21 protein-coding genes are annotated in these 20,853 nt (G+C 72.5%); 6 read left to right on the top strand and 15 right to left on the bottom strand.

Features of this window, described 5'->3' with window-relative positions:
- Nucleotides 1–43 precede the first annotated feature (43 nt).
- Genes E0F75_RS15820 through E0F75_RS15830 form a run of 3 tightly spaced genes read left to right on the top strand, consistent with a single transcriptional unit; the run spans nucleotide 44 to nucleotide 3,919 of the window.
- The gene (locus tag E0F75_RS15820; RefSeq protein ID WP_206706127.1) at nucleotides 44–1,846 is read left to right on the top strand and encodes a class I adenylate-forming enzyme family protein; all 1,803 of its coding nucleotides are present in this window, start codon (nucleotides 44–46) and stop codon (nucleotides 1,844–1,846) included.
- Nucleotides 1,843–2,832 (top strand): 2-amino-3,7-dideoxy-D-threo-hept-6-ulosonate synthase, encoded by a 990-nt coding sequence (locus E0F75_RS15825; RefSeq protein WP_187623149.1) that lies wholly within the window; start codon nucleotides 1,843–1,845, stop codon nucleotides 2,830–2,832. The genes E0F75_RS15820 and E0F75_RS15825 overlap by 4 nt, the downstream gene beginning before the upstream one ends.
- Nucleotides 2,804–3,919: a 3-dehydroquinate synthase II family protein gene (locus tag E0F75_RS15830; RefSeq protein ID WP_187623150.1), complete on the top strand. Its 1,116-nt coding sequence runs from the start codon at nucleotides 2,804–2,806 to the stop codon at nucleotides 3,917–3,919. Before E0F75_RS15825 ends, E0F75_RS15830 begins: the two co-directional genes overlap by 29 nt.
- Before the next feature lie 95 nt (nucleotides 3,920–4,014).
- On the opposite strand, the gene E0F75_RS15835 is transcribed toward E0F75_RS15830, so the two are convergent.
- A complete protein-coding gene (locus tag E0F75_RS15835; protein ID WP_187623151.1) occupies nucleotides 4,015–4,620 on the bottom strand; it encodes a response regulator transcription factor in 606 nt (201 codons plus the stop codon).
- A gap of 51 nt (nucleotides 4,621–4,671) precedes the next feature.
- Complete coding sequence (locus tag E0F75_RS15840) at nucleotides 4,672–5,199, bottom strand: SDR family NAD(P)-dependent oxidoreductase (RefSeq protein ID WP_187623152.1); 528 nt, start codon at nucleotides 5,197–5,199, stop codon at nucleotides 4,672–4,674.
- Nucleotides 5,200–5,348: 149 nt separating this feature from the next.
- Between E0F75_RS15840 and E0F75_RS15845 the strand changes: the two genes are divergently transcribed.
- Nucleotides 5,349–6,332: a helix-turn-helix transcriptional regulator gene (locus E0F75_RS15845; RefSeq protein WP_187623153.1), complete on the top strand. Its 984-nt coding sequence runs from the start codon at nucleotides 5,349–5,351 to the stop codon at nucleotides 6,330–6,332.
- A gap of 61 nt (nucleotides 6,333–6,393) precedes the next feature.
- Here the strand turns inward: E0F75_RS15845 and E0F75_RS15850 are convergent, their stop codons facing one another.
- The 3 genes from E0F75_RS15850 to E0F75_RS15860 form a co-directional block, all read right to left on the bottom strand.
- On the bottom strand, nucleotides 6,394–6,654 hold the full coding sequence (locus E0F75_RS15850; RefSeq protein WP_187623154.1) for a hypothetical protein: 261 nt from the start codon (nucleotides 6,652–6,654) through the stop codon (nucleotides 6,394–6,396).
- A gap of 409 nt (nucleotides 6,655–7,063) precedes the next feature.
- Nucleotides 7,064–7,201: a hypothetical protein gene (locus E0F75_RS15855; protein ID WP_187623155.1), complete on the bottom strand. Its 138-nt coding sequence runs from the start codon at nucleotides 7,199–7,201 to the stop codon at nucleotides 7,064–7,066.
- Between the two features lie 68 nt (nucleotides 7,202–7,269).
- Nucleotides 7,270–7,485 carry an EF-hand domain-containing protein gene (locus E0F75_RS15860; protein WP_187623156.1) on the bottom strand — a complete coding sequence of 72 codons (216 nt, stop codon included), beginning with the start codon at nucleotides 7,483–7,485 and terminating at the stop codon, nucleotides 7,270–7,272.
- Between the two features lie 74 nt (nucleotides 7,486–7,559).
- Between E0F75_RS15860 and E0F75_RS15865 the strand changes: the two genes are divergently transcribed.
- Nucleotides 7,560–8,198, top strand: coding sequence for a GNAT family N-acetyltransferase (locus E0F75_RS15865; RefSeq protein ID WP_187623157.1), 639 nt, complete (start codon nucleotides 7,560–7,562; stop codon nucleotides 8,196–8,198).
- Nucleotides 8,199–8,215: 17 nt separating this feature from the next.
- On the opposite strand, the gene E0F75_RS15870 is transcribed toward E0F75_RS15865, so the two are convergent.
- The 6 genes from E0F75_RS15870 to E0F75_RS15895 form a co-directional block, all read right to left on the bottom strand.
- The gene (locus tag E0F75_RS15870) at nucleotides 8,216–9,469 is read right to left on the bottom strand and encodes a YncE family protein (protein ID WP_229312689.1); all 1,254 of its coding nucleotides are present in this window, start codon (nucleotides 9,467–9,469) and stop codon (nucleotides 8,216–8,218) included.
- Nucleotides 9,469–10,233, bottom strand: a complete 765-nt coding sequence (locus E0F75_RS15875) for a polysaccharide deacetylase family protein (RefSeq protein WP_187623158.1) — start codon at nucleotides 10,231–10,233, stop codon at nucleotides 9,469–9,471. Before E0F75_RS15875 ends, E0F75_RS15870 begins: the two co-directional genes overlap by 1 nt.
- Nucleotides 10,234–10,638: 405 nt before the next feature.
- Entirely contained in the window at nucleotides 10,639–11,145 is a 507-nt protein-coding gene (locus tag E0F75_RS15880) for an ATP-binding protein (RefSeq protein ID WP_187623159.1), read from the bottom strand.
- A gap of 79 nt (nucleotides 11,146–11,224) precedes the next feature.
- Entirely contained in the window at nucleotides 11,225–11,992 is a 768-nt protein-coding gene (locus tag E0F75_RS15885) for an enoyl-CoA hydratase/isomerase family protein (RefSeq protein WP_187623160.1), read from the bottom strand.
- Between the two features lie 85 nt (nucleotides 11,993–12,077).
- Nucleotides 12,078–13,343: an Ig-like domain-containing protein gene (locus tag E0F75_RS15890; RefSeq protein WP_187623161.1), complete on the bottom strand. Its 1,266-nt coding sequence runs from the start codon at nucleotides 13,341–13,343 to the stop codon at nucleotides 12,078–12,080.
- A gap of 195 nt (nucleotides 13,344–13,538) precedes the next feature.
- Nucleotides 13,539–14,777: an Ig-like domain-containing protein gene (locus E0F75_RS15895; RefSeq protein ID WP_187623162.1), complete on the bottom strand. Its 1,239-nt coding sequence runs from the start codon at nucleotides 14,775–14,777 to the stop codon at nucleotides 13,539–13,541.
- Between the two features lie 143 nt (nucleotides 14,778–14,920).
- On the opposite strand from E0F75_RS15895, the gene glgX reads away from it, so the two are divergent.
- Nucleotides 14,921–17,122, top strand: a complete 2,202-nt coding sequence (glgX, locus tag E0F75_RS15900) for a glycogen debranching protein GlgX (RefSeq protein ID WP_187623163.1) — start codon at nucleotides 14,921–14,923, stop codon at nucleotides 17,120–17,122.
- 8 nt (nucleotides 17,123–17,130) lie between these two features.
- On the opposite strand, the gene E0F75_RS15905 is transcribed toward glgX, so the two are convergent.
- From E0F75_RS15905 to E0F75_RS15920, 4 genes are read right to left on the bottom strand one after another with little or no spacing between them, the layout of a single operon-like run.
- Nucleotides 17,131–17,772: a response regulator transcription factor gene (locus tag E0F75_RS15905; protein WP_187623164.1), complete on the bottom strand. Its 642-nt coding sequence runs from the start codon at nucleotides 17,770–17,772 to the stop codon at nucleotides 17,131–17,133.
- Nucleotides 17,769–19,067, bottom strand: coding sequence for a sensor histidine kinase (locus E0F75_RS15910; protein WP_187623165.1), 1,299 nt, complete (start codon nucleotides 19,065–19,067; stop codon nucleotides 17,769–17,771). Before E0F75_RS15910 ends, E0F75_RS15905 begins: the two co-directional genes overlap by 4 nt.
- A gap of 25 nt (nucleotides 19,068–19,092) precedes the next feature.
- Nucleotides 19,093–19,842 carry an ABC transporter permease gene (locus E0F75_RS15915; protein WP_187623166.1) on the bottom strand — a complete coding sequence of 250 codons (750 nt, stop codon included), beginning with the start codon at nucleotides 19,840–19,842 and terminating at the stop codon, nucleotides 19,093–19,095.
- Nucleotides 19,839–20,744 carry an ABC transporter ATP-binding protein gene (locus E0F75_RS15920; protein ID WP_187623167.1) on the bottom strand — a complete coding sequence of 302 codons (906 nt, stop codon included), beginning with the start codon at nucleotides 20,742–20,744 and terminating at the stop codon, nucleotides 19,839–19,841. Before E0F75_RS15920 ends, E0F75_RS15915 begins: the two co-directional genes overlap by 4 nt.
- Nucleotides 20,745–20,853 lie beyond the last annotated feature (109 nt).

Here is a 20,853-nt window from a genome sequence, read left to right on the forward strand (position 1 = left end):
TCGTTCCGCACCACTGAACTCCTCGTTCCGGAAAGGAGGAACCATGTACGTACGCCGCATTCTCGACGCTCTCGGAAAGGACCCGGGGCGCGTGGTGATCCACCGCGCCGACGAGGCCGTCACCGCCGGCCGGCTCGCCGGCTCGGTGCGGGCCACCACGGCCCTGCTGCACTCCCGCGGCGTCCGCCCCGGTGACACCGTCGCCGTGCTGACCGGCCCCAACCGGCCCTTGATGCTCGGCGCCCGGTACGCCGTCCATCTCCTGGGCGCCACCTCCGTGTACGTACGGTCGATGAATCCCCGTACCGACACGGAGACCTTCTCGGTCGCCACCCAGGCCCAACTCCTGGAGGACCTGCGGGTGTCGGTGCTGCTCGTCGACGACGAGAGCGCCGAGCGCGGCGACTGGCTCACCCGCCGCGTCCCGGCCGTGACCGCGCTGACCGTCCCCTGGGGGGCGGCGGCCGGATCCACCGAACCGCTGCCGGCGCGACTGCCGGAGCCGCGCCCGGACGGCCTCGCGACCGTCGAGTTCACCAGCGGGAGCACCGGACGGCCGAAGATGGTCGCCCAGCGGTACGACACACGTGAGGAGCTCGTCAGCCGTCTCGCCCATGGCCTCGATCCCCGGGGACCCGCGACACTGCTGTCCGTCACGCCGATCAGCCACACGACCGCGCCGATGGCCGACGCGGTGCTCGCGAGCGGCGGACGGGTCGTACTGCACGACGAGTTCGACGCGGGCGACGTCCTGGACGCCTTCGAGCGGCACGGGGTCACCGACGTCTATCTCGCCGTCCCGCACCTCTACCGGCTCCTGGACCACCCGGCCGCGCCGCTCACCGACCTGTCGTCGCTGCGCCGCATCACCTACAGCGGCACCCCGGCGGCGCCGGCGCGGGTGGCGCGGGCCGTCGAGCTCTTCGGCGACGTGCTCATCCAGGTGTACGGGACGACGGAGGCGGGCGGCATCAGCAGCCTCAACCCGCTGGACCACCGCGAGCCCGAGCTGCTCGGCTCGGCGGGCCGTCCGTTCCCCTGGGTGCGGGTGGAGATCCGCGGCCCCGGCGGCGGCCCCCAGGTGGAGCGGGGGGTGTCGGGCGAGATCTGGATCAGCTCGCCGACGGTCACGGCCGGCTATCTCGGCGACGAGGAACGCACCGGGACCGTCTTCCGCGACGGCTGGCTGTGCACCGGCGACCTGGGGCACTGGGACCGGTACGGCTACCTCCGGCTCGACGGCCGGGTGGGCGACGTGATCAAGCACGGCGGGCTCAAGCTGGACCCGGCGGCCATCGAGGAGGCGCTGATGCGCCATCCGCAGGTGCGTCAGGCCACGGTGTTCGGGGTGCGGGACCGCGACTGGGTGGAGCAGGTGCACGCGGCCGTCGAGCTGTACTCGGGGGCCGGACAGACCTCCTGCGACCTGCGGGGATATGTGGCCGCGGCGCTGACTCCGGAGCACACTCCGGTACGCGTCTCGGTCTGGCCGCGGCTGCCGCTCACGCCCTCGGGCAAACCGGACCGCGCCTATCTGCGCTCCGTCTCGCCACCTGACCCCGCGGCGTCGGCCGCCCACGCCACCGTCGGGGGCGCCCCGCTCGCCTCCGTCACGGGCGCCCCGACCGCCGCCGTCGCCGGCGCCTCGACCGTCGCCGTCGCGGGCACCCCGGTCGCGGGCGCCCCTACCGCCACCGCCCTCCGCGGCGCCGGCGCCCCGCGCGTCGGCGGGCCGGCCCTCAGCTCCCCGCGCGGAGCCACCGCGCGGGACGACCCCGTCCGCGTGAGCGGCGCGGGTCACCAGCCCGATCACGCCTCCTCGCGAACCAGAAAGGGCGTTCCATGACCGGTTTCGGCCACTTCGCCCGGTCGCTGCGGCTACGGCGGCTCTACCGCCACAGCACGGCCGGCCTGATGATCACCCCTCTCGACCATTCGATCCACGACGGTCCCGTGGTGCCGAAGGGCACCACGCTCGACCAGCTCGCCGCCCGGATCGCGGCCGGCGGCGCCGACGCCGTCGTCGTGCACAAGGGCAGCGTCCGGCACATCAGCCCGGAGCGGTTCGCCGCGATGTCGCTGATCATCCACCTCAACGCGAGCACCAGCCAGGCGCTCGACCCCAACGCCAAGTACGTCGTCGCCGGCGTCGAGGAGGCCCTGCGCCTCGGCGCGGACGCGGTCAGCGTCCACGTCAACCTCGGCTCCGACGACGAGCGGCAGCAGATCGGCGACCTCGGCCGGATCGCCGACGCCTGCGACCGCTGGAACCTGCCGCTGCTCGCGATGGTGTACCCGCGCGGGCCGCGGATCAGCGACCCCCGGGACCCGGCGGTCGTCGCGCACGCCGTGACGATCGCCGCGGACCTGGGCGCGGACCTGGTCAAGACCGTCTTCCTCGGATCCACCGCGGAGATGCTCGACCTGACCGCGGCCTGCCCGGTGCCGGTGCTCGTCGCCGGCGGACCCGCCCTGGAGAAGGAGGAGGACGTCCTGGCGTACGTCAGGGACGCCATCGCCGGAGGGGCGGGCGGGGTGGCCATGGGCCGCAACATCTTCCAGGCCAAGGACCCGCGCGCGCTGGCGGCCAAGGTCGCGAGGATCGTGCACCACTTCCCCGAACAGCACTTCACCACCGGCCCGTTCAGCGAGTCGGGCGGCCGGGAGCGGCTTCACAGCGAACGCCTCACCCCCGACCACCTCGACGGCACACCGCTCGACGACCCGCACCACGACGACACCCATCTCGACGGCCCGTCGCTCGACGGCTCGTCTCTCGACCATCTGACAGGAGGTCCGCATCATGACGGACGCCAAACTGTGCTGGCTTGACATCCGTGAGGCCGGCGTCGCCACCGCCGCCGTCCTCGAGGAGGCCGTGCACCAGAAGATCGACGGCATCGTCGCCGCCGACCCGGCCGTCTTCGCCGGTCTGCCGCCCACCGTCCGCAAGGTCCTGCTCTTCGAGGACGGCGCCGCCACCGTGCCCGCCGACCTGGGCGAGTCCGACGTCGTGATCGTCCCCGGCCCGAAGGACGGCCGCGCCGAGCTCGAAGCGGCCCACCCGGGCGTGCAGTTCGGGCGATACGTGGAGATCGTCGACGCCGACACCCTGGAGGACGCCTGCCTGGCGGCGCGCCTTGAGGCGTGGAGCGTCCTCGACTTCCGCGACCCGACGAAGATCCCGCTGGAGATCGTCATCGCGGCGGCCTCGGGCGCGCCCGGTTCCATCGTGACGACGGCCGCCGACACCGAGGAGGCCGAGATCCTGTACGGCGTCCTGGAGCACGGCTCGGACGGTGTCCTGATGCGGGGCCGTACGGTCGGCGACGCGACGGCCCTGCGGACCGCGGCGACCGCGCACGGCGGCGAGATCTCCCTGGTCGAGCTGGAGGTCACGGCGACCACGCACATCGGCATGGGCGAGCGTGCCTGCGTCGACACCACGACCCACTTCCGCAAGGACGAGGGCATCCTGGTGGGCTCCCACTCCAAGGGCATGGTCCTGTGCGTCAGCGAGACCCACCCGCTGCCGTACATGCCGACCCGTCCGTTCCGCGTCAACGCGGGTGCCCTGCACTCCTACACCGTGGGACAGAACGGCCGCACCCACTACCTGAGCGAGCTGCACGCCGGCAGTTCCGTTCTGGCGGTCGACGTCGACGGCCGTACGCGGCCCGTCAGCGTGGGCCGGGTGAAGATCGAGACGCGTCCGCTCATCTCCATCGACGCGGTCGCGCCCAGCGGTCAGACGGTCAACCTGATCCTCCAGGACGACTGGCACGTGCGGGTCCTCGGTCCCGGCGCCTCGGTGCTCAACAGCACCGAACTCAAGCCGGGCGACCGCATCCTGGGTCACCTCCCGACGGCCGACCGTCATGTCGGCTACCCGATCAACGAGTTCTGCCTGGAGAAGTAGGAGCGCACGGAGCGCCCTGCTCCACCATGTCGTGAAGCCCCGCCCCGGCACGCCTCGTGCCGGGGCCGGCGCGCGTCCGGACTCCACCACCGCCCTCACAGCAACCCGCATTCCGCCGCGATGCGCGCCGCGTCGAACCGGTTGCGCCCGCCGAGCTTCTTGATCGCCGCCGAGGTGAGGTTCCGTACCGTCCCCGCCGCGAGGTAGAGCTCGCCCGCGATCTCCTTGACGGTCGCCCCGCCGGCGGTCAGCCGCAGCACGTCCGTCTCCCGGACGCTGAGCACCGTCTCCCCCGCCGCCGGCGTCCGCAGCAGTCCCGGGTCGACGGTGAGGCAGCCCCCCGCGACTCCCACGAGGGTGGTGATCAGCTGTGGCAGCCGGGCCGTCTTCGGTACGACTCCGAGTGCTCCGGCGGCCACCGCCCGGTCCACCACGGACGGGGTGGCCGAACCGACCATCAACGCCACTCCGCAGCTCGGATGGTGCGAGCGCACCTCGGTGGCGGCGTGCAGCGCCTTGCCTCCCATGGTGCTCTCGCCGAGCAGGAGCACCGTGGGCCGGTGCCGCTGGACGGCCGGGAGCACCGCCTCGAAGGTCGTGGCGAGCCCCACGACGTCCAGGCCGTTGGTGCCGTTCAGGGTCTCGGCGAAGGCCTCCAGGACCAGTTGGTGGTCACCGGCCACGACGACGCGAATGGACATCTCTCTCCCCGTGGTGACTTCTGTGGCGGCGGCCCTCGCGGACCGCCGGTCTCAGCGGCTGGTCGCCCGCGCCGCGTCCGCGGCCAGGCCGTCGACGACGGAACGGAGCCAGTTGCGGTCGCCGGCCGTCGTCGTGTCCGGTCCGGCCGCGCCGGCCGGGGTGTGCTCGATGTGCCGGGCGCCGGGTGGCAGCGCGGCCGCGAGGGCGGCCGACCCGGCGCGGAAGGCGCGCAGCAGTTCACCGGGGGCGTCCGGCGCCGGCAGCACAACGACGGCGGCGTTCACCGGGCCCGCGTCGGCGGCGATCTGGCCGGGCAGCCGGTCCGCCTCGGCCGGATCGCGGATGTCGATGCGGTACGGCAGGGCGAGCAGCCCCGCGTCGTTGAGCGCCTTGCAGAGGAAGGCCGCGTTGGTGGCGGCGTCGTCGCCGCGGTCCGGGTGACCGGCGCCGACGACGGCGACGATCGCCCCCGCGGCGCTCAGCCGTGTCGCGAGCTCCCGGCCGATGCCCGTGGTGGCATCGACGACGAGGACGACGAGACCGTCGAGCCGCGGCGGGGAGGAACCGGTCTGGAGCACGTGACGTCCCTTTCGAGGAGATCGTCGAACGGGTAGCGTGATGATCGTGTGAATGGGGTGAATCGGGTCGCTCGGGCGATGGAGCGCGGAACCCGGTTCGGATCTCCGCCCCGAACGACCCTGGGGCGGTACGACCATTGGGGGACACCGTGGACGAGGTCTCGTCGCTCGACCAACACACGCTGGGCGTGTACCGCGCGATCCTGTTCCACAAGGAGCACGATCCCGAGCGCCTGGCGAAACTGCTGAGCTGCACGACGGAGCAGGTGGAGGAGGCGCTCGACCTGCTGACGCGGCTCTCCCTGCTCGCGCCGTCCCGGGACAGTCCGGGCCGGATGCGCGCGGTGAACCCGTCGCTCGGTCTCAAGGTGCTGCTCCAGCGGGAGGAGCGCGAACTCGCCTCGCGGCAGCAGCGGATCGAGCAGAATCGTGCCGCCCTCGCCGCTCTCGCGGCCGAGTACACGGCATCGGGCCGGTCGGGCGGTCTCGACGGGGCGGAGCACCTCGACAACGTCGACGACATCCGTACCCGCCTGGAGGCCCTCGCCGAGTCCTGTACGCGCGAGTCGCTCGCCTTCCATCCCGGCAAGGCCCTCACGGAGGAGTCCGTCGAGGCCGGCCGGCCGCTGAACGAGCGGGCGATGGAGCGGGGCGTCCGCTTTCGGACCATCTATCTGGACAGCGTCGCGGGTGACCGGGTCACCCGGGCGCACGCCCAGTGGATGGCGGAGCGCAGCAGCGAGATCCGTACCTCGCCGACGCTTCCGATGCGGCTGCTCATCGTGGACACGGCGGCGGCGGTGGTCGCCGGGCTGCCCGGTCAGGCCCAGCCGTCCGCGCTGCTCTTCAGCAGCCAGCCGGTGGTCCTGGCCATGCGCGCCCTGTTCGAGGCCTACTGGGAGCACGCCTCCCCGCTGAACGGCCCGGGGGACGCCCTGCCCGGCGGGCTCACCCCGCAGGAGCGCAAACTGCTCCAGCTTCTGGCGAGTGGTCTCACCGACGAGGCCGTGGCGCGGGCGCTGGGCATCGGGGTGCGGACGGAGCGGCGGATCGTGGCCGACCTGATGGAGCGGCTGGGTGCGTCGAGCCGGTTCGAGGCGGGGGTGCAGGCGACCCGCCGGGAGTGGATCTGAGGCCCGGAGCGGAGCCGGAGCGGTGCGGCGGCCGTGGCGGCGGTCGTGACGTGCATGGTGGTCAGTCCCTGGGGGCGGTCGGCCAGACGAAGTCGTCCGGGATCTCGATGACGCAGGGCAGTCCGGGGAGCGTCGGGACGCAGGGGAAGTCCGGCATCTGCGGGTGCGGCGGCGTCGGCCAGACGAAGTCGTCACCGCGCTGGGCGACCGTGTTCGGGGCGGTGGGGGCGGCCTCGGCCGGGGAGGCGATCACCAGGCCGCCGAGGACGGCGGCGGCGACGGCGGCGAGGACACTGCTTGCGCGGCGGGAGCGACAGGACATGTGGGTCTCCGTTCCGGGTTCGGATGCGGTACGAGTGCGGCGTACGTGCGTGTCAGGAGGTCCTTGGCGGCCGGTGACTTTTCAGCCGTCCCGGCCGCACACCTAGAGGAAATCACCGCGGGGCCCCGGCTGTCCGCTTCCGGACAGGCCAGGAAGCTGCCTGGCAACGAGCTGCCTCACGACCTGCGGGAAAGCGCGGGGGAAGGCCCCGGCCGGACCCCCTTGTTCCGGCCAAAAGGCCAGGTGGGGGGCGCATCCGAGATCGTTCGTGCGCCGGGCCGGGATCCGGCCACGGGCATGTGGTGCAGCGAGTTGCCACCGGCACGGAGCGGCCGGGGGACGGAATCCGCCCCGCCGGACGGCCGGCGGCGGACGGGCGGGGGGCGCCGGGAAGGCGACCGGGGAACGCTCAGGGAACGATTCCGTGCGGGTCCGGCACCACGGTCAGCAGTGCCGAGACGACCACGATCGCCGCGAGGACGGCGACTGCGGCGAGGGCCGCGGCCGTCAGACGGCTCGGGGTACCGAGGGGTCCGGGAAGCGTCACCGGACGATGGTCACCGAGCCCCGGACGGGCGGCAACTCAGCGTTGCGCCGCCCGTCGGGGCGAGTGGGTCACGCCTTGTTGTAGTGCGCCCAGAACTCGTCCCAGGAGAGCACGCCGTCGCCGTTGTCGTCGCGCTGCTTGATGAGCACCTCGGCGACCGACTCGGTGACGTGGAAGTCGCCGTGCTGCGCCATGAGGCTCTTGTACTCCGCGGCGGTGATGAAACCGTCCCCGTCGGCGTCGAACGTGTTGAATGCCGTGCGTGCCGCGTCGATGTCCGCCACTGCTTCCGCCCCTTCTCGGTGCTTGTCTGACGGGGGTCAGATTAGCTGGCCCGGGTCTGCCGGATGATGGGGGTATGAGCGACGAGGTGGCACGGATCCTGGCGGCGGCGGCGCGCGGGGAGTTCCCTCCCCCGGACGGGTCGACGACGGTCGTGCCGCAGCCGGGCCCCCGGGATGCCGGGGTGCTCGCCTTCACCGCCCATTCGGTGGTCTTCACGGACGCCGACCCGGAGTGGGTGCGGGCCGCGCTCGCGGCCACGTCGAGCGACCCGCTGGCGGCCAGCATGAACCCGGGGTTCCTGATGGCGCTGATGACCCGCACCGGCCGGCACATGAACACGATCGACCTGCTCACCGTCGCCGACGCCCTGCCGGGCGCTCCCCCGCTGGAGCTCCGGGAGATCGTGGACCCGGACCACCCCCGGGTCGCGCGGGCGCTGAAGTTCCGCGACGAGGTCCGGGTGTGGGCGGCGGACGGCGGTCTCGTGGTCCTGGGCCGGGGCGTGGCGGGCCGCTGGGAGGCGGCGGTCGAGGTCGACGAGGAGGTGCGCCACCGGGGCCTGGGCCGCGCCCTGGCCACGGCGGCGCGGCACCTCACGCCGGACGCCGTGGTCTGGGCCCAGCAGTCCCCGGGCAATGCGCGCAGCGTCCGCGCCTTCCAGGCGGCGGGCTACCGCCCGGTGGCCTCGGAGGCCCTCCTGGTCGCGGGCTGACCGCCCGCTCACCGGCCCTACCGGAAGACGCCCGTGTGGCCGAGCGAGTAGCGCCCCGGCTGCGGGTAGACGGCGAGGCCGTGGGGTCCGCCGCCGACCGGGATGCGGGCCAGCTGCTTCCCGGTCGCGGTGTCGATCGCGTACACCTCGGAGTCGTAGCGGCCGGAGAGCCAGAGGACCTTGCCGTCGGCGGAGACGCCGCCCATGTCGGGGGAGCCGCCGTCCGGCAGCCACCACTTCTTCGTCAGCTTGTTCTTCTCGAAGTCGAAGACGGAGATGGAGCCCTCGCCGCGGTTGGGGACGTACATCTCGCGGGAGTCCCGGCTGACGTAGAGCCCGTGGGCGCCCTTGCCGGTGGGCAGCAGGGTCGGGGTGGTGAACTTCTCGCCGTCGAGGACCCACATGCCGTGGGCCATCATGTCGGCGATGTAGAAGGTCTTGCCGTCCGGGGAGATCTTCACGTCCTGCGGCATGGCGCCCTCGAAGGGCAGTCTCTGCTGGCCGATCACCTCCATCCGCTCGGTGTCGACCTTGAGCAGCTCGCCGGAGAACTCGCAGGAGACGACGAAGTAGCGCCCGTCGGCGGAGAAGTCGGCGTGGTTGACGCCGTAACAGCTGACCGGGACGGTCTTCCTCCGTTCCATCGTGTGCGGGTCGCGGAAGACGAGTTCGCGGTCGAGCGAGGCCATCACGACGGCGTACCTGCCGTTCGGCGTGAAGTAGAGGTTGTACGGGTCGTGGACCTCGATGGGCTTGCCGGCGACGCCGGTGGCCGGGTCGATGGGGGTGAGGGTGTGGCCCCGGTTGTTGTTGACCCAGAGGGTCTTCAGGTCCCAGGAGGGCACGACGTGCTGGGGCTGGTTGCCGACGGGGATGGTCTCGACGACCTGGTAGGTGGCCGGGTCGATGACGGAGACGGTGTTGGAGTTGGTGTTGGGGACGTAGACCCGGGAGGGGAAGTTCTTGACGACCGGCGAGAGCTTGTCGGGCCGGTCGGCGGCGTAGACGTCCTTCGGGTCGAGGACCGGTGGCATTCCGGGGAGCCCGGCGGGGGCCGCGGCGGGCTTGGGGACGGCGGGGGCGGCCTTCTTCACCGGGGCGGCGCCCTCACCCGGGTCCCCGCTGCCGCAGCCGGCGAGCGCGGCGAGGAGGGCGGCGGCGAGCAGGGTCCTGGTCCGCCTGGTGAGGGGGCGCCGTGTGAAGGGGCGCCGCGTGAGGTGTCCCTGCGGGCGGTGTCCCTGGGTGCGGTGTCTCTGCGTGCGGTGTGCCATCAGGTCAGCAGCTCCGTGGTGGTGACCGCGCGCAGGCCGCGGCGGTCGAGGTCGGCGAGGAGGAGGGGCAGCGCGGCGGCGGTGTCCGGGTAGCCGAAGTGCAGGCTGACGACGGATCCGGCGCGGACGGATCCGGTGACGTTGCGGACGACGGCGGTGGCGCCGGGCGAGGTGAAGTCGAGGGAGTCGACGTCGTACGAGAGGACGTGCGGGTATCCGGCGCGTCGGGCGGCGCGCAGGACGGCGGGGGCGGCGTGCTGGGTGCGGGAGGGACGGAACCAGGTGCCGATGGAGCCGGTGAGCCGGCGCAGCCGGGTGGCGCAGGCCTCGATCTCGGCGAGGGCCTCTGCCTCGGTCATGGCGTTGACGTCGATGTGGCGCTGGGTGTGGTTGCCGAGGTCGTGTCCGCCGTCGAGGACGCGGCGGGCCAGGTCGGGGTGCCGGTCGAGCCAGCTGCCGACGGCGAGGACGGTGACGCGGGCGCCGGCCTTCTCGGCCTGGCCGAGGAGCGTCCGGGCGAGGGCGGGGTCGCCCTGGCCGTGGAAGGTGAGCGCGACCCGCGGCCGGTCGCGGGGGCCGTGGGTGATCTCGGCGGGCTGCCCGGGGAGGCGCCGGGGGGCGGGGGCCGCGACGGGTGCGGCGGCGGGGCGGCGGGGCGCGGGCGCGGCGGGGCGGGGGGTCGTGCCGCAGGCGGTGGCGAGGGCTCCCGCGAGGGCGGCGGCCGCACCGGCCCGGAGGGCTCCGCGGCGGTCGATCGGCTTCACGCGACCATTTAAGGGCGATAGCGCCCGGTTTATTACGATTAGGCCAATTCAGGACGTTTACGGACCCACCACGCGCGTCCAGCATGCGGACGACCCCGCGGAACAATCACGGAACCGCATAGTCATTCATTGTTTGCAAGGCGAGTGCCGCACGTCACCAACGATTCACTATTAAAGTGTCCGACTTTAGTGCAGTTTGCCCCACTAGGGACTTTTGGCGGTAGGGCCACCTGTCTGCCATAGTCGGTGGCACGACCCCCATTGACCCGGGCCAGGTCGACATAGCAGCCGTGGATACACCCCCCCGTCCACGGCGCATCACACGAAAGCCCCCACGCGCCCCACTACGGCGCACGGGGGCTTCCGTGTGTCCGGAGGCGGGCATCGGAGGCGGGCAGACGAGCCTCAGGGGCGGTCGGCGACCCGCATCTCGAACCAGGTCGTCTTGCCGCGGGGCGCCAGGTCCACACCCCACCGGTCCGAGAGCTTGTCGACCAGGAAGAGCCCCCGGCCGCTCGTGTCGAGCTCGTGCACCGGCATCAGACAGGGCAGCCCGCGCGAGGGGTCCCGCACCTCGATCCGGATCCAGCCCCGCCGCCGCTGCAACCGCAGCGCGAAGACCCGCGCACCGGTGTGCCGGACCGCGTTCCCGACGAGCTCCGACACCAGGAGCACCGCGTGCTCGGCGATCTGCGGGCCGAGCGCCCACTGCCGCAGCACGACGTGCTGGGTGAGTCTGCGGGCCACCCACGCGGATTCGGGCCGGGACGGCAGCCGGACATCCTCCTCGGCCGGATTACCGTACAACTCCACTGCGTCGGCGGCCTGTTCGTCGTCCGCGGCCGGTGACCACCGCGCTGCGGCGGCGCCAGTGCGCTGCCACGGTTGTTCCCTACCCTCCAGGCCCGACATGCCCCCATCATGGCCGCACGGAGCCGATCGCGGGGGCCGTTCCGATGGAATCGGCCCCCACGAAAGGACGTCTGTCACCTCAGGCGAACTTCGCCTTCCCCGGGCCCTCCTCGACGAAGCTGCGCATCCCGTTCGTGCGGTCCTCGGTCGCGAACAGGCCCGCGAACCAGTTGCGCTCGATGGCGAGACCGGTGTCGATGTCGGCCTCCAGACCCTGGTCGATCGCCTCCTTCGCGGCCCGCAGCGCGACGGCCGGGCCCTGCGCCAGCTTGGCGGCCCAGGCGTGCGCCTGCTCGTACACCTCGGCGGCGGGGACGACCCGGTCGACCAGACCCAGCGTCAGGGCCTCGTCGGCCTTGACCATCCGGCCGGTGAAGATGAGGTCCTTGGCCTTGGAGGGGCCGACGAGCCGGGCCAGTCGCTGGGTGCCGCCGGCGCCGGGGATCAGGCCGAGCAGGATCTCCGGCTGACCGAGCTTGGCGTTGTCGGCGGCGATCCGGTAGTCGGCGCAGAGCGCGAGTTCACAGCCGCCCCCGAGGGCGTAGCCGGTGACGGCGGCGACGACCGGCTTGGGGATGCGGGCGACGGCGGTGAAGGAGTCCTGGAGGGCGCGGGAGCGCTTGACCATGGCCACGTGGTCCATGACCTGCATCTCCTTGATGTCCGCGCCCGCCGCGAACACCTTCTCGCCGCCGTAGATGATCACGGCCCGCACGTCGTCGCGGTCGGTCGCCTCCTGGGCGAGCTCGCGCAGCCGGTCCTGGGTGGCGATGTCCAGCGCGTTCATCGGGGGGCGGTCGAGGCGGATCGTGCCGACGCCATCGGCGACTTCGAGGTTCACAGTCATGGGAGGAAGGTTAGTGTCCGTTAACGCCGAGGGGCCCGGTGCTGTTGCTCACAGCACCGGGCCCCTCGGACGTTTGAGCGGTGGATTACTTGATCCACTCCGACCAGTCCATGTTCCAGCCGTTGAGGCCGTTCTCCGGCTGGATCTGCTTGTCCTTCGAGTTCTTCACGACGACCACGTCACCGATGATCGAGCGGTCGTAGAACCAGGCGGCCGGCATCGAGCTGTTGCCCGCGCCCCGGGCGTCCTGGAGGCCGACGCAGCCGTGGCTGACGTTGGCGGAGCCGAACGTGCCGGCCGAGGCCCAGTAGTTGCCGTGCACGAAGGTGCCCGAGGTGGACAGGCGCATCGCGTGCGGCACGTCCTTGATGTCGTACTCGCCACCGAAGCCGACCGTGGCCCCGTTCATGCGGGTCACCTTGTACTTCTCGCTGATGACCATCTGACCGTTGTACGTGGTCGTGGACGGCGCGCCCGCGGTGATCGGGATCGTCTTGATGATCTTGCCGTCGCGCTCGATCTTCATCGTCTTGGCGCTCGCGTCGACGGTGGAGACCTGACGGCGGCCGATGGTGAAGGTGATCGTCTTCTTCTGCTTGCCGTAGACGCCCGGGCGGCCCTCGACGCCGTCCAGGTTGAGGTGCACGGTCACCTTGGTGCCCGCGGCCCAGTAGTCCTCCGGGCGGAAGTCGAGGCGGTCGTTGCCGAACCAGTGGCCCTCGATCGGCACGGACGGCTCGGCCGTCACCTTGATGGCCTTCTCGACGGCCTCCGGGTCGGTGATGCCCCGGGTGAAGTTGATGGACACCGGCATGCCGACGCCGACGGTCGAACCGTCCTCCGGCGTGTACTGGCCGATGAAGGTGTTCTTCGGGACGAGGGTGGTGAAGGTGGTGTCCTTCGCCGACTCACGGCCCTCGGCGTCCTTCGCGATCGCGTGGACCTTGTACTGCGTGGCCGCGGCCAGGTGCGCGGTCGGCGACCAGCTGGCCCCGTCCCCCGCGATCTTGCCCTCGACCGCGGTGCCCTTGGAGTCGGCGACCGTGACCGTGGTCAGCTTGCCCTGCGCCGCGGTGACCTTGAGGACCCCGCTGGTGGCGACCGAGTCGGCGCCGTCCTTCGGAAGGATGGTCACGACCGCCTGGGAGGCCGCGTTCTCCTGCTTGCCGCCGCCCTGGGCGGCCGGTCCCTGGCCCCCCGTACCGCCGCCGTTCGCCGTCTCACCGCCGCCGCAGGCGGTGAGCACCAGAAGCAGCGCTCCCGCCGCCAGGGCCTGCAGCCTGACGCCCCCGCGTCGGCCTCGCCGCCCGGCCGCTCCGACCGATGCCCCCGATATCGGCTGCCCGTTCACTGTGGTCTTCTCCCCTCGCACGGCCCGGCACCGCCCGGCCCCACCCCCGTGCGCATTCACTCGCGCACACGGCGCTAGATAATCACACCGCAGGACACGAAAGATCCTCGTGAATGTCACCGTTCCGTCCCGATCGACCTGCTAAGACAACGAAAGAGGCCGAAAGTGCCGGGCGGTACGAGGGGGACGAGGGCGTCAGCTCAGGGCGGAGCCGGCCTTCCACCGGTTCCACTCCATGTTCCAGCCTCCGAGGCCGTTGTCGGGAGCGACCTTTCGGTCACGGGAGTTGACCACTTCCACCACGTCGCCGATGAGGGTCCGCTCGAAGAACCAGCCCGCCGGGGACTCCGCGCTGCCGCCCTTGTCGTCCCGGAGCCCGACGCAGCCGTGACTGACGTTGGCGGAGCCGAAGGTGCTCGGATCGGCCCAGTAGTTGCCGTGCAGGAAGGTGCCCGAGTCGGTGAGACGGATGGCGTGCGGCACGTCCTTGATGTCGTACTCGCCGCCGAAACCGACCGTGGCCCCGTTCATCCGGGTCACGTCGTACAGCTCGGTGACGACCATCTTCCCGTTGTACGTGGTGGTCTTCGGCGCCCCCGCGGTGATCGGCACGGTGGCGAGGACGTCGCCGTCCCGCCTGACCTCCATGGTGTGGGCGGCCGCGTCGACCAGGGACACCTGGGAGCGGCCGACGGTGAAACCGACGGTCTTGCGCTGGATGCCGTACACGCCGGGAGCTCCCTCGACGTCCCGCAGGCCGAGTTCGACGGTGACCTCGGTGCCCGGCCGCCAGTACGCGGCGGGGCGGAAGTCGAGTCGCTCCTTGCCGAACCAGTGGCCGACGACCTCCACCGGCGGCACGGAGGTGATCCGGATGGCCCGCTCGACCTCCGCCCGGTTCTCGATCGGCATGTTGAAGCCGAAGGAAACGATCATGCCGGTGCCGACAGTGGAACGGTTCTCCGGCTTGAAGTAGCCGATGAAGCGGCTCTCGGGCACCACGGTGGTGAAGGTGGTGTGCCGGGCGGAGCGGCGGCCGTGCGCGTCGAGCGCGACCGCGTCCACGCTGTACTTCGCGGCCAGCGCGAGCCGGGTCTCCGGCCGGGGCCGCCAGCGCAGCCCGTCGCCGGAGATCTCCCCGGCCACCTGGGTCCGTCTGCCGTCCTCCACCTGGACGACGGTCACCCGTTCGAGTCGCCCGCTGTCCACCTTCACCTCGACCGGGCCCTCGGCCGGCAAGCCCCGGCTGCCGTCCTCCGGGCTGACCCGGATGACGTCACCGGGGGCCCGTGCCTTGCCCGGCAGGCTGATGTCGATCCCGCCTTCACCGTCCGGCGCCGTGCAGCCCACGAGGCCCGCCAACAGTCCCGCCACCGCGAGGGCGTACCTCGCCCGCTTCCATACAAGTGTCACGCTCGGCCCAACGACAGCCACCCTCCAGGGGAAACGTGCGTGCGGGTCATGTTGGGAGCCGGGCCGTTCGGGCAGAACAGGGGGAGAACGACGCGCGGGAGCGGCGGCCGGGACGCCGCCGCTCCCCGGCGTGCGGGCCCGACGAGCCGCTGGAGGCCGGGACGGTGACGAGCGCAGCCGAGCAGGAGGCGGTACCTGACCATGCCCCGGAGCGGGCCGGGCCGCCCGTGTGGCCGGGCGCGCCGATGCCGCTCGGCGCCCGCTGCCGGGTCGGCCCCGACGGGGTGACCGGCACCAACTTCGCCCTGTGGGCCGGCGGGGCGGAGGCCGTCGAGCTGTGCCTCTTCGACCCGGACGGCACGGAGCAGCGGCTGCCGCTGACGGAGCTGACACATGAGATCTGGCACGGGTTCGTGCCGGGGATCGGGGCCGGACAGCGGTACGGCTACCGGGTGCACGGCCGCTGGGACCCGTGGACGGGGGCCCGCTGGAACCCGGCGAAGCTGCTCCTCGACCCGTACGCGCGGGCCGTCGACGGCGACTTCACGCTGCCGCCCGAGGTCTACGGACACGTCCGGGACTGGCCGCAGCAGCACGTGGCCGACACCGTCCGCGACGAGCGGGACTCGGCGCCGTACGTCCCGAAGGGGGTCGTCGTCCAGGACGACGACGACTGGTCCGACGACCGCAGGCCCAAGACGCCCTGGCAGGACTCGGTCATCTACGAGCTGCACGTGAAGGGCTTCACCAACCTCCACCCGGGCATCCCGGAGCATCTGCGGGGCACGTACGCGGGTCTGGCGCACCCGGCGGCCGTCGAGCACCTCGTACGCCTCGGGGTGACGGCGGTGGAGCTGCTGCCGGTGCACCAGTTCGCGCACGAGGACCATCTCCTCCGGCGGGGCCTGCGCAACCACTGGGGCTACAACTCCATCGGCTACTTCGCCCCGCACGCCGGCTACTCCTCCTCGGGGACGACCGGCCAGCAGGTCGGCGAGTTCAAGCGGATGGTGCGGGCGCTGCACGCGGCCGGCATCGAGGTCATCCTCGACGTCGTCTACAACCACACGGCGGAGGCGGGCGAGCTCGGCCCCACGCTCTCCCTGAAGGGCATCGACAACCGCGGCTACTACCGGCTCCAGTCCGACGCCCGCCGCTACTCGGACTACACCGGCTGCGGCAACACCCTGCACGTCGTGCAGCCGCAGGTGCTGCGGCTCATCACCGACAGCCTCCGGTACTGGGTCACGGAGATGGGCGTCGACGGCTTCCGCTTCGACCTGGCGGCCGCCCTGGCCCGTTCGATGCACGACGTCGACATGCTCTCCCCGTTCCTCGCGGTCATCGCCCAGGACCCGGTGCTCCGCCGGGTCAAACTCATCGCCGAACCGTGGGACGTGGGCAACGGCGGCTACCAGGTGGGCGCCTTCCCGCCGCTGTGGACCGAGTGGAACGACCGCTACCGGGACGCCGTACGGGACTTCTGGCGCGGCGCGCTGCCCGACGTCCGGGACCTCGGCTACCGCCTCTCCGGCTCCAGCGACCTGTACGCCTGGGGCGGGCGCCGGCCGTACGCCTCCGTCAACTTCGTCACCGCGCACGACGGCTTCACCCTGCGGGACCTCGTCACGTACGAGCGCAAGCACAACGAGGCCAACGGCGAGGGCAACCGCGACGGCACCCACGACAACCGCTCCTGGAACTGCGGGGTGGAGGGCGAGACCGACGACCCCGGCGTCAACACCCTCCGGCTCCGCCAGCAGCGCAACCTCCTCACCACCCTGCTCCTCTCCACCGGCGTCCCGATGCTCGTCGCCGGCGACGAGATGGGCCGCACCCAGGGCGGCAACAACAACGCCTACTGCCAGGACAACGCCACCGGCTGGCTCGACTGGTCCCTCCCGGACTCCCCCGGCCGGGCCCAGCTCCTCGCCCTGACGCGCCGGCTGCTCGCCCTCCGCCACGACCACCCGGTCCTGCGCCGCCGCGCCTTCTTCTCCGGCCGCCCCCAGGGCGCGGACGGGCTGCGGGACCTGGCCTGGTTCACCGCGGAGGGCGCCGAGATGACGGAACCCGACTGGTACGCGCCCACGGCCACGCTCGGTCTCTATCTGTCGGGCCGCGACATACCGGGCCGGGACGAGCGCGGCGAGCAGATCACCGACGACAGCTTCCTCGCCGTCCTCCACGCGGGCCCCCGCCCCCTGGAGTTCCGCCTGCCGGGCCCCCCGTGGGCGGAGACGTACGAACTGGTCGTGGACACGGGCCGCGAGGACCAGTCGACGCCCCCGGGCACGGAACACGCGGGCGGCGGGACGATCACGGTGGGGGCCAGGTCGATGGTGCTGCTGCGGGTACGGGCGTGAGGGGCCGCTCAGCCGCGTCCGAGGATTCCCCGGTCGTAACCGGCGGCGACCGCGGACGCGCGGTCGTTCACGAGCAGCTTGGCGTAGATGTGGGTGAGGTGGGTCTTCACGGTGGCCTCGCTGATGAAGAGCTCCGCCGCGATCGCCCGGTTCGCCGTGCCCTTCGCGACGAGCGCGAGGATCTCGGCCTCGCGGGCGGACAGCACGCGGTCGGTGACGACGGGGGCGCGGACCGCCGAGACCAGGCGGGAGGCGACGGCCGGGGAGAGGACCGTGCGGCCCTCGGCGGCGGCCCGCACCGCGGCGAACAGCTCCTCCCGGGGCGCGTCCTTGAGGAGGTAGCCCGTGGCACCCGCCTCGATCGCCGGAAGGGTGTCGGTGTCCGTGTCGTAGGTGGTGAGGACGAGGACACGGGAGCGGGCGCCGCGCCGGGTGAGTTCGGCGATGGCGTCGACGCCTCCGCCGCCGGGCATGCGCAGGTCCATGAGGACGACGTCGGGGTCGAGTTCCAGGGCGAGTTCGACTCCCCGCACGCCGTCGGGGGCCTCGCCGAGGACGCGGAAGGCGGAGCCCTCGGCGGCGAACATGCCGCGCAGGCCGTCCCGTACGACGGGGTGGTCGTCGACGATCAGCAGGGTGATATCGGTCATGGCGCCCCCAACGGTACGCGAGCGGAGATCGCCGTGCCCTCGCCCGGGGCCGTCTCCACGGCGACGGAGCCGGCGAGGCGCTCGGCGCGGGCCCGCATGCCGTCGAGGCCGAACCCTCCGCCGTCGCCCCCGCGTTCGGGCCGGGCCCGCGGGTCGAAGCCCCGGCCGTCGTCCCGTACGTCCAGGGTGATCTCGTCGCCCATGTAGGAGAGCGTGACGCCGGCCCGGGCGGCCCCGGAGTGACGGGCCGCGTTGGACAGGGCCTCCTGGGCGATCCGCAGCAGCGTGGCGGCGACCTCGTCGTGGAGCGGCTCCTCGGCCCCGGTCACGGTGAACCGGGTCTCGACACCGGTGCGTTCGGCCCACTCGGCGACCGTCTTGCGCAGCGCCTCCGGAAGGGCGTCGTGCTCCAGCGCGGCCGGGCTCAGGTTCCGCACGGAGCGGCGGGCCTCGCCGAGGCTGTGCCGGGCGAGGTCGGCGGCCCGCCGGAGGTGCGCCTCGGCGCGCTCCCGGCCGGGGGTGGCGTGCGCGGCCTGGAGCTGGGTGATGACCCCGGTGAGGCCCTGGGCGATGGTGTCGTGGATCTCGGCGGCGAGCCGCCGCCGCTCGTCGGCGATCCCGGCCTCCCGGGCCTGGAGGAGCAGCTGGGCCTGGAGGGTGGCGTTCTCGGCGAGGGCCTGTTCGAGGCGGCTGTTGGCGCGGCCGAGTTCGGCGATGGTGGCGGCGCGCTCGGCGGCCTTCTCGGCGTCCTTGGCGGCGAGGTGCGAGAAGCCCATGGCGAGGCAGGCGTTCAGGGCGAAGAGTCCGCCGAAGGCGACCCACTGCATGAGTGAGGCGGGCGGCAGTCCGCCGGACTGCGAGCCGGCCATGGTGACGGCGGTGACGAGGAGCCCGGTGTGGGCGAGACGGCGGGGCAGCAGATGAGTGGCGTCGAAGTAGCCGACGCAGGCGTAGATCGCGAAGAACGGGTTGAGCCAGGTCAACGCGAAGGCGAGGGCGGTACGGAGGACGAAGTGGACGACGGAGGCGGGCCCCGGCGCCCCCGGCACGAGAACGGGTCCGCAGTCGGACCTCTCGGGCCCCCACCCGGTGGCCGCGACCACCCGGCGGCAGCGCTGGTCCCACAGCACGTGGAGGAGGAGCGCCGCCGCCGTCAGAACACCGGCCGTCACCTTCTCCGTACGGTCCATGAACACGTCCGCCGACGCGGCGGCGATCGCCGCGGCGACGCCGAGCAGTCCGTACGGCCCCCAGCGGAAGAACTGGCGCCAGCGCTCCTCGACGGTGGTGGGCATCCCGCCGCCCCCTCTCGTTCCGCACTCATTCCCAGCGGAACCAGCGCACCGAGGCGCCGGTCAGCACGGCCGTCCACAGAGCCAGCACCCCGAGCGCCGTCCAGCCGGGCCAGCCGCCCGAGGCGGCCGCGTCGAGGGCCTCCGAGGCGGCGCCGAACGGACTGAGCCCGACGATCCGCTGCAGGGTATCCGGCATGGCCTGGACCGGCACCCAGACCCCGGCCGTGAACATGGCGGGGAAGGCGACGGCCGAGCCGACGGCGTAGGCGATGCTCTGGGTCCGGGAGACCGCGCACACGGTGGCGCCGAGGGCCAGACCGCCCGCCACGGTGAGGAGCAGGGCGAGGACGTATCCCGCGAGGTTTCCCGGCAGGGCGACGCCGAAGGCGAGCCGCCCCACCGTGATCACCAGCACCGCGGAGACCAGGGTGGCCGCGGCGTACAGCGCGATCTGGGCGGTGAGCAGCGTCGCGGGCCGGACCGGGGTGGTGGACATGCGGCGCAGGATGCCGCGTTCGCGGTAGCCGGCGAGGACCGCGGGCATGGCCTGGACCGCGGCCATGATCAGGGCGAAGAGAACGGCGACGGGGACGTAGAGGTCGATGACGCGACGGCCGCCGAGGTCCTCGGATGCCTCCCGGAAGGAAGGGATCAGACCGAGGATCACGAGCAGCACGGTCGGCGAGGCCATCACCCAGAACAAGGCGCCGGGTTCGCGGGTGAAGAGGCGGATCTCGGTCCGCAGGACGGCCACGGCAGGGCTGGTGGTACTCATCGGAGTTCGGCTCCCGTCAGGTCGAGATAGGCGTCGTCGAGGGTGGCGTCGGTGACCCGGAGCTGCCCGGCCGTGACGCCCCGGCGGGCGAGGAGGGAGACGAAGGCGGCGACGGTCTCCTCCGTGCCGCTGACGATCGTCCGGCGGTCCTTCGTCGCGACGGCGGCGGCCCCGGGCAGCGCCCGCAGCTCCGCCGGGTCGAGCGGGGTGTCGGCGGCGAAGGAGATCTCCTTGGCGGCGGCGGACCGCCCGATCAGCCCTTCCGGGGTGTCGAGCGCGGCGATCCGGCCCCGGTCGAGTACGGCGATCCGGTCGCAGAGGCGCTGCGCCTCCTCCATGAAGTGGGTGACGAGCAGGACGGTCACCCCGCTGTCCCTGATCGATTCGACGAGCTCCCAGGCCTCGCGGCGGGCCCGCGGGTCGAGGCCGGTGGTGAGCTCGTCGAGGACCACGACCCGGGGGTCGCCGAGGAGCGCGAGGGCGATGAAGACCCGCTGTCTCTGTCCGCCCGACAGCTTCCCGAACCGGGTCCCCAGGTGGGGCAGCAGCCCGAGCCGCTCGGCGAGCGCGTGCCGGTCGGCGGGCCGCTCGTAGAAGGAGGCGTACAGGTCGAGCGCCTCACGCACGGTCAGCTTGGGCTGGAGCTGGCTCTCCTGGAGCTGGACCCCGAGGACCGCGGCGACCTCGCGGCGGCTGGTCGCGGGGTCGTACCCGCAGACGCGCACCCGCCCCTCGTCGGGGGTCCGCAGCCCCTCGACGCACTCCACCGTGGTGGTCTTGCCGGCGCCGTTGGGGCCGAGGATCCCGAAGATCTCCCCCTCGCCGACGTCGAAGGAGACCCCGTCGACGACCTTCCGGCCGCCGTACGTCTTGTGCAGTCCCTGCACCTCGATCGCTGTCATGCCCCAAGGCTGTCGGCCGGGGCGCGGCACGGGTATCGGCCATCTCGCTCGTACCGGCCATCAACCGATCGGTTGATGGCCGGTACGACTCACCGGCGTCCGCGGCGTG

Origin of the sequence: Streptomyces sp. CB02980 (assembly GCF_014451325.2) — a bacterium.
Classification (GTDB): Bacteria; Actinomycetota; Actinomycetes; order Streptomycetales; family Streptomycetaceae; genus Streptomyces.

Coding starts and splice junctions, on each gene's coding strand:
- E0F75_RS15835 (WP_187623151.1), bottom strand. CDS start 4,620: ATGTCCATTCGCGTCGTCGTGGCCGGTGACCACCAACTGGTCCTGGAG.
- E0F75_RS15825 (WP_187623149.1), top strand. CDS start 1,843: ATGACCGGTTTCGGCCACTTCGCCCGGTCGCTGCGGCTACGGCGGCTC.
- E0F75_RS15830 (WP_187623150.1), top strand. CDS start 2,804: ATGACGGACGCCAAACTGTGCTGGCTTGACATCCGTGAGGCCGGCGTC.
- E0F75_RS15910 (WP_187623165.1), bottom strand. CDS start 19,067: ATGCCCACCACCGTCGAGGAGCGCTGGCGCCAGTTCTTCCGCTGGGGG.
- E0F75_RS15880 (WP_187623159.1), bottom strand. CDS start 11,145: ATGTCGGGCCTGGAGGGTAGGGAACAACCGTGGCAGCGCACTGGCGCC.
- E0F75_RS15865 (WP_187623157.1), top strand. CDS start 7,560: ATGAGCGACGAGGTGGCACGGATCCTGGCGGCGGCGGCGCGCGGGGAG.
- E0F75_RS15870 (WP_229312689.1), bottom strand. CDS start 9,469: ATGGCACACCGCACGCAGAGACACCGCACCCAGGGACACCGCCCGCAG.
- E0F75_RS15920 (WP_187623167.1), bottom strand. CDS start 20,744: ATGACAGCGATCGAGGTGCAGGGACTGCACAAGACGTACGGCGGCCGG.
- E0F75_RS15885 (WP_187623160.1), bottom strand. CDS start 11,992: ATGACTGTGAACCTCGAAGTCGCCGATGGCGTCGGCACGATCCGCCTC.
- E0F75_RS15905 (WP_187623164.1), bottom strand. CDS start 17,772: ATGACCGATATCACCCTGCTGATCGTCGACGACCACCCCGTCGTACGG.
- E0F75_RS15850 (WP_187623154.1), bottom strand. CDS start 6,654: ATGTCCTGTCGCTCCCGCCGCGCAAGCAGTGTCCTCGCCGCCGTCGCC.
- E0F75_RS15820 (WP_206706127.1), top strand. CDS start 44: ATGTACGTACGCCGCATTCTCGACGCTCTCGGAAAGGACCCGGGGCGC.
- E0F75_RS15915 (WP_187623166.1), bottom strand. CDS start 19,842: ATGAGTACCACCAGCCCTGCCGTGGCCGTCCTGCGGACCGAGATCCGC.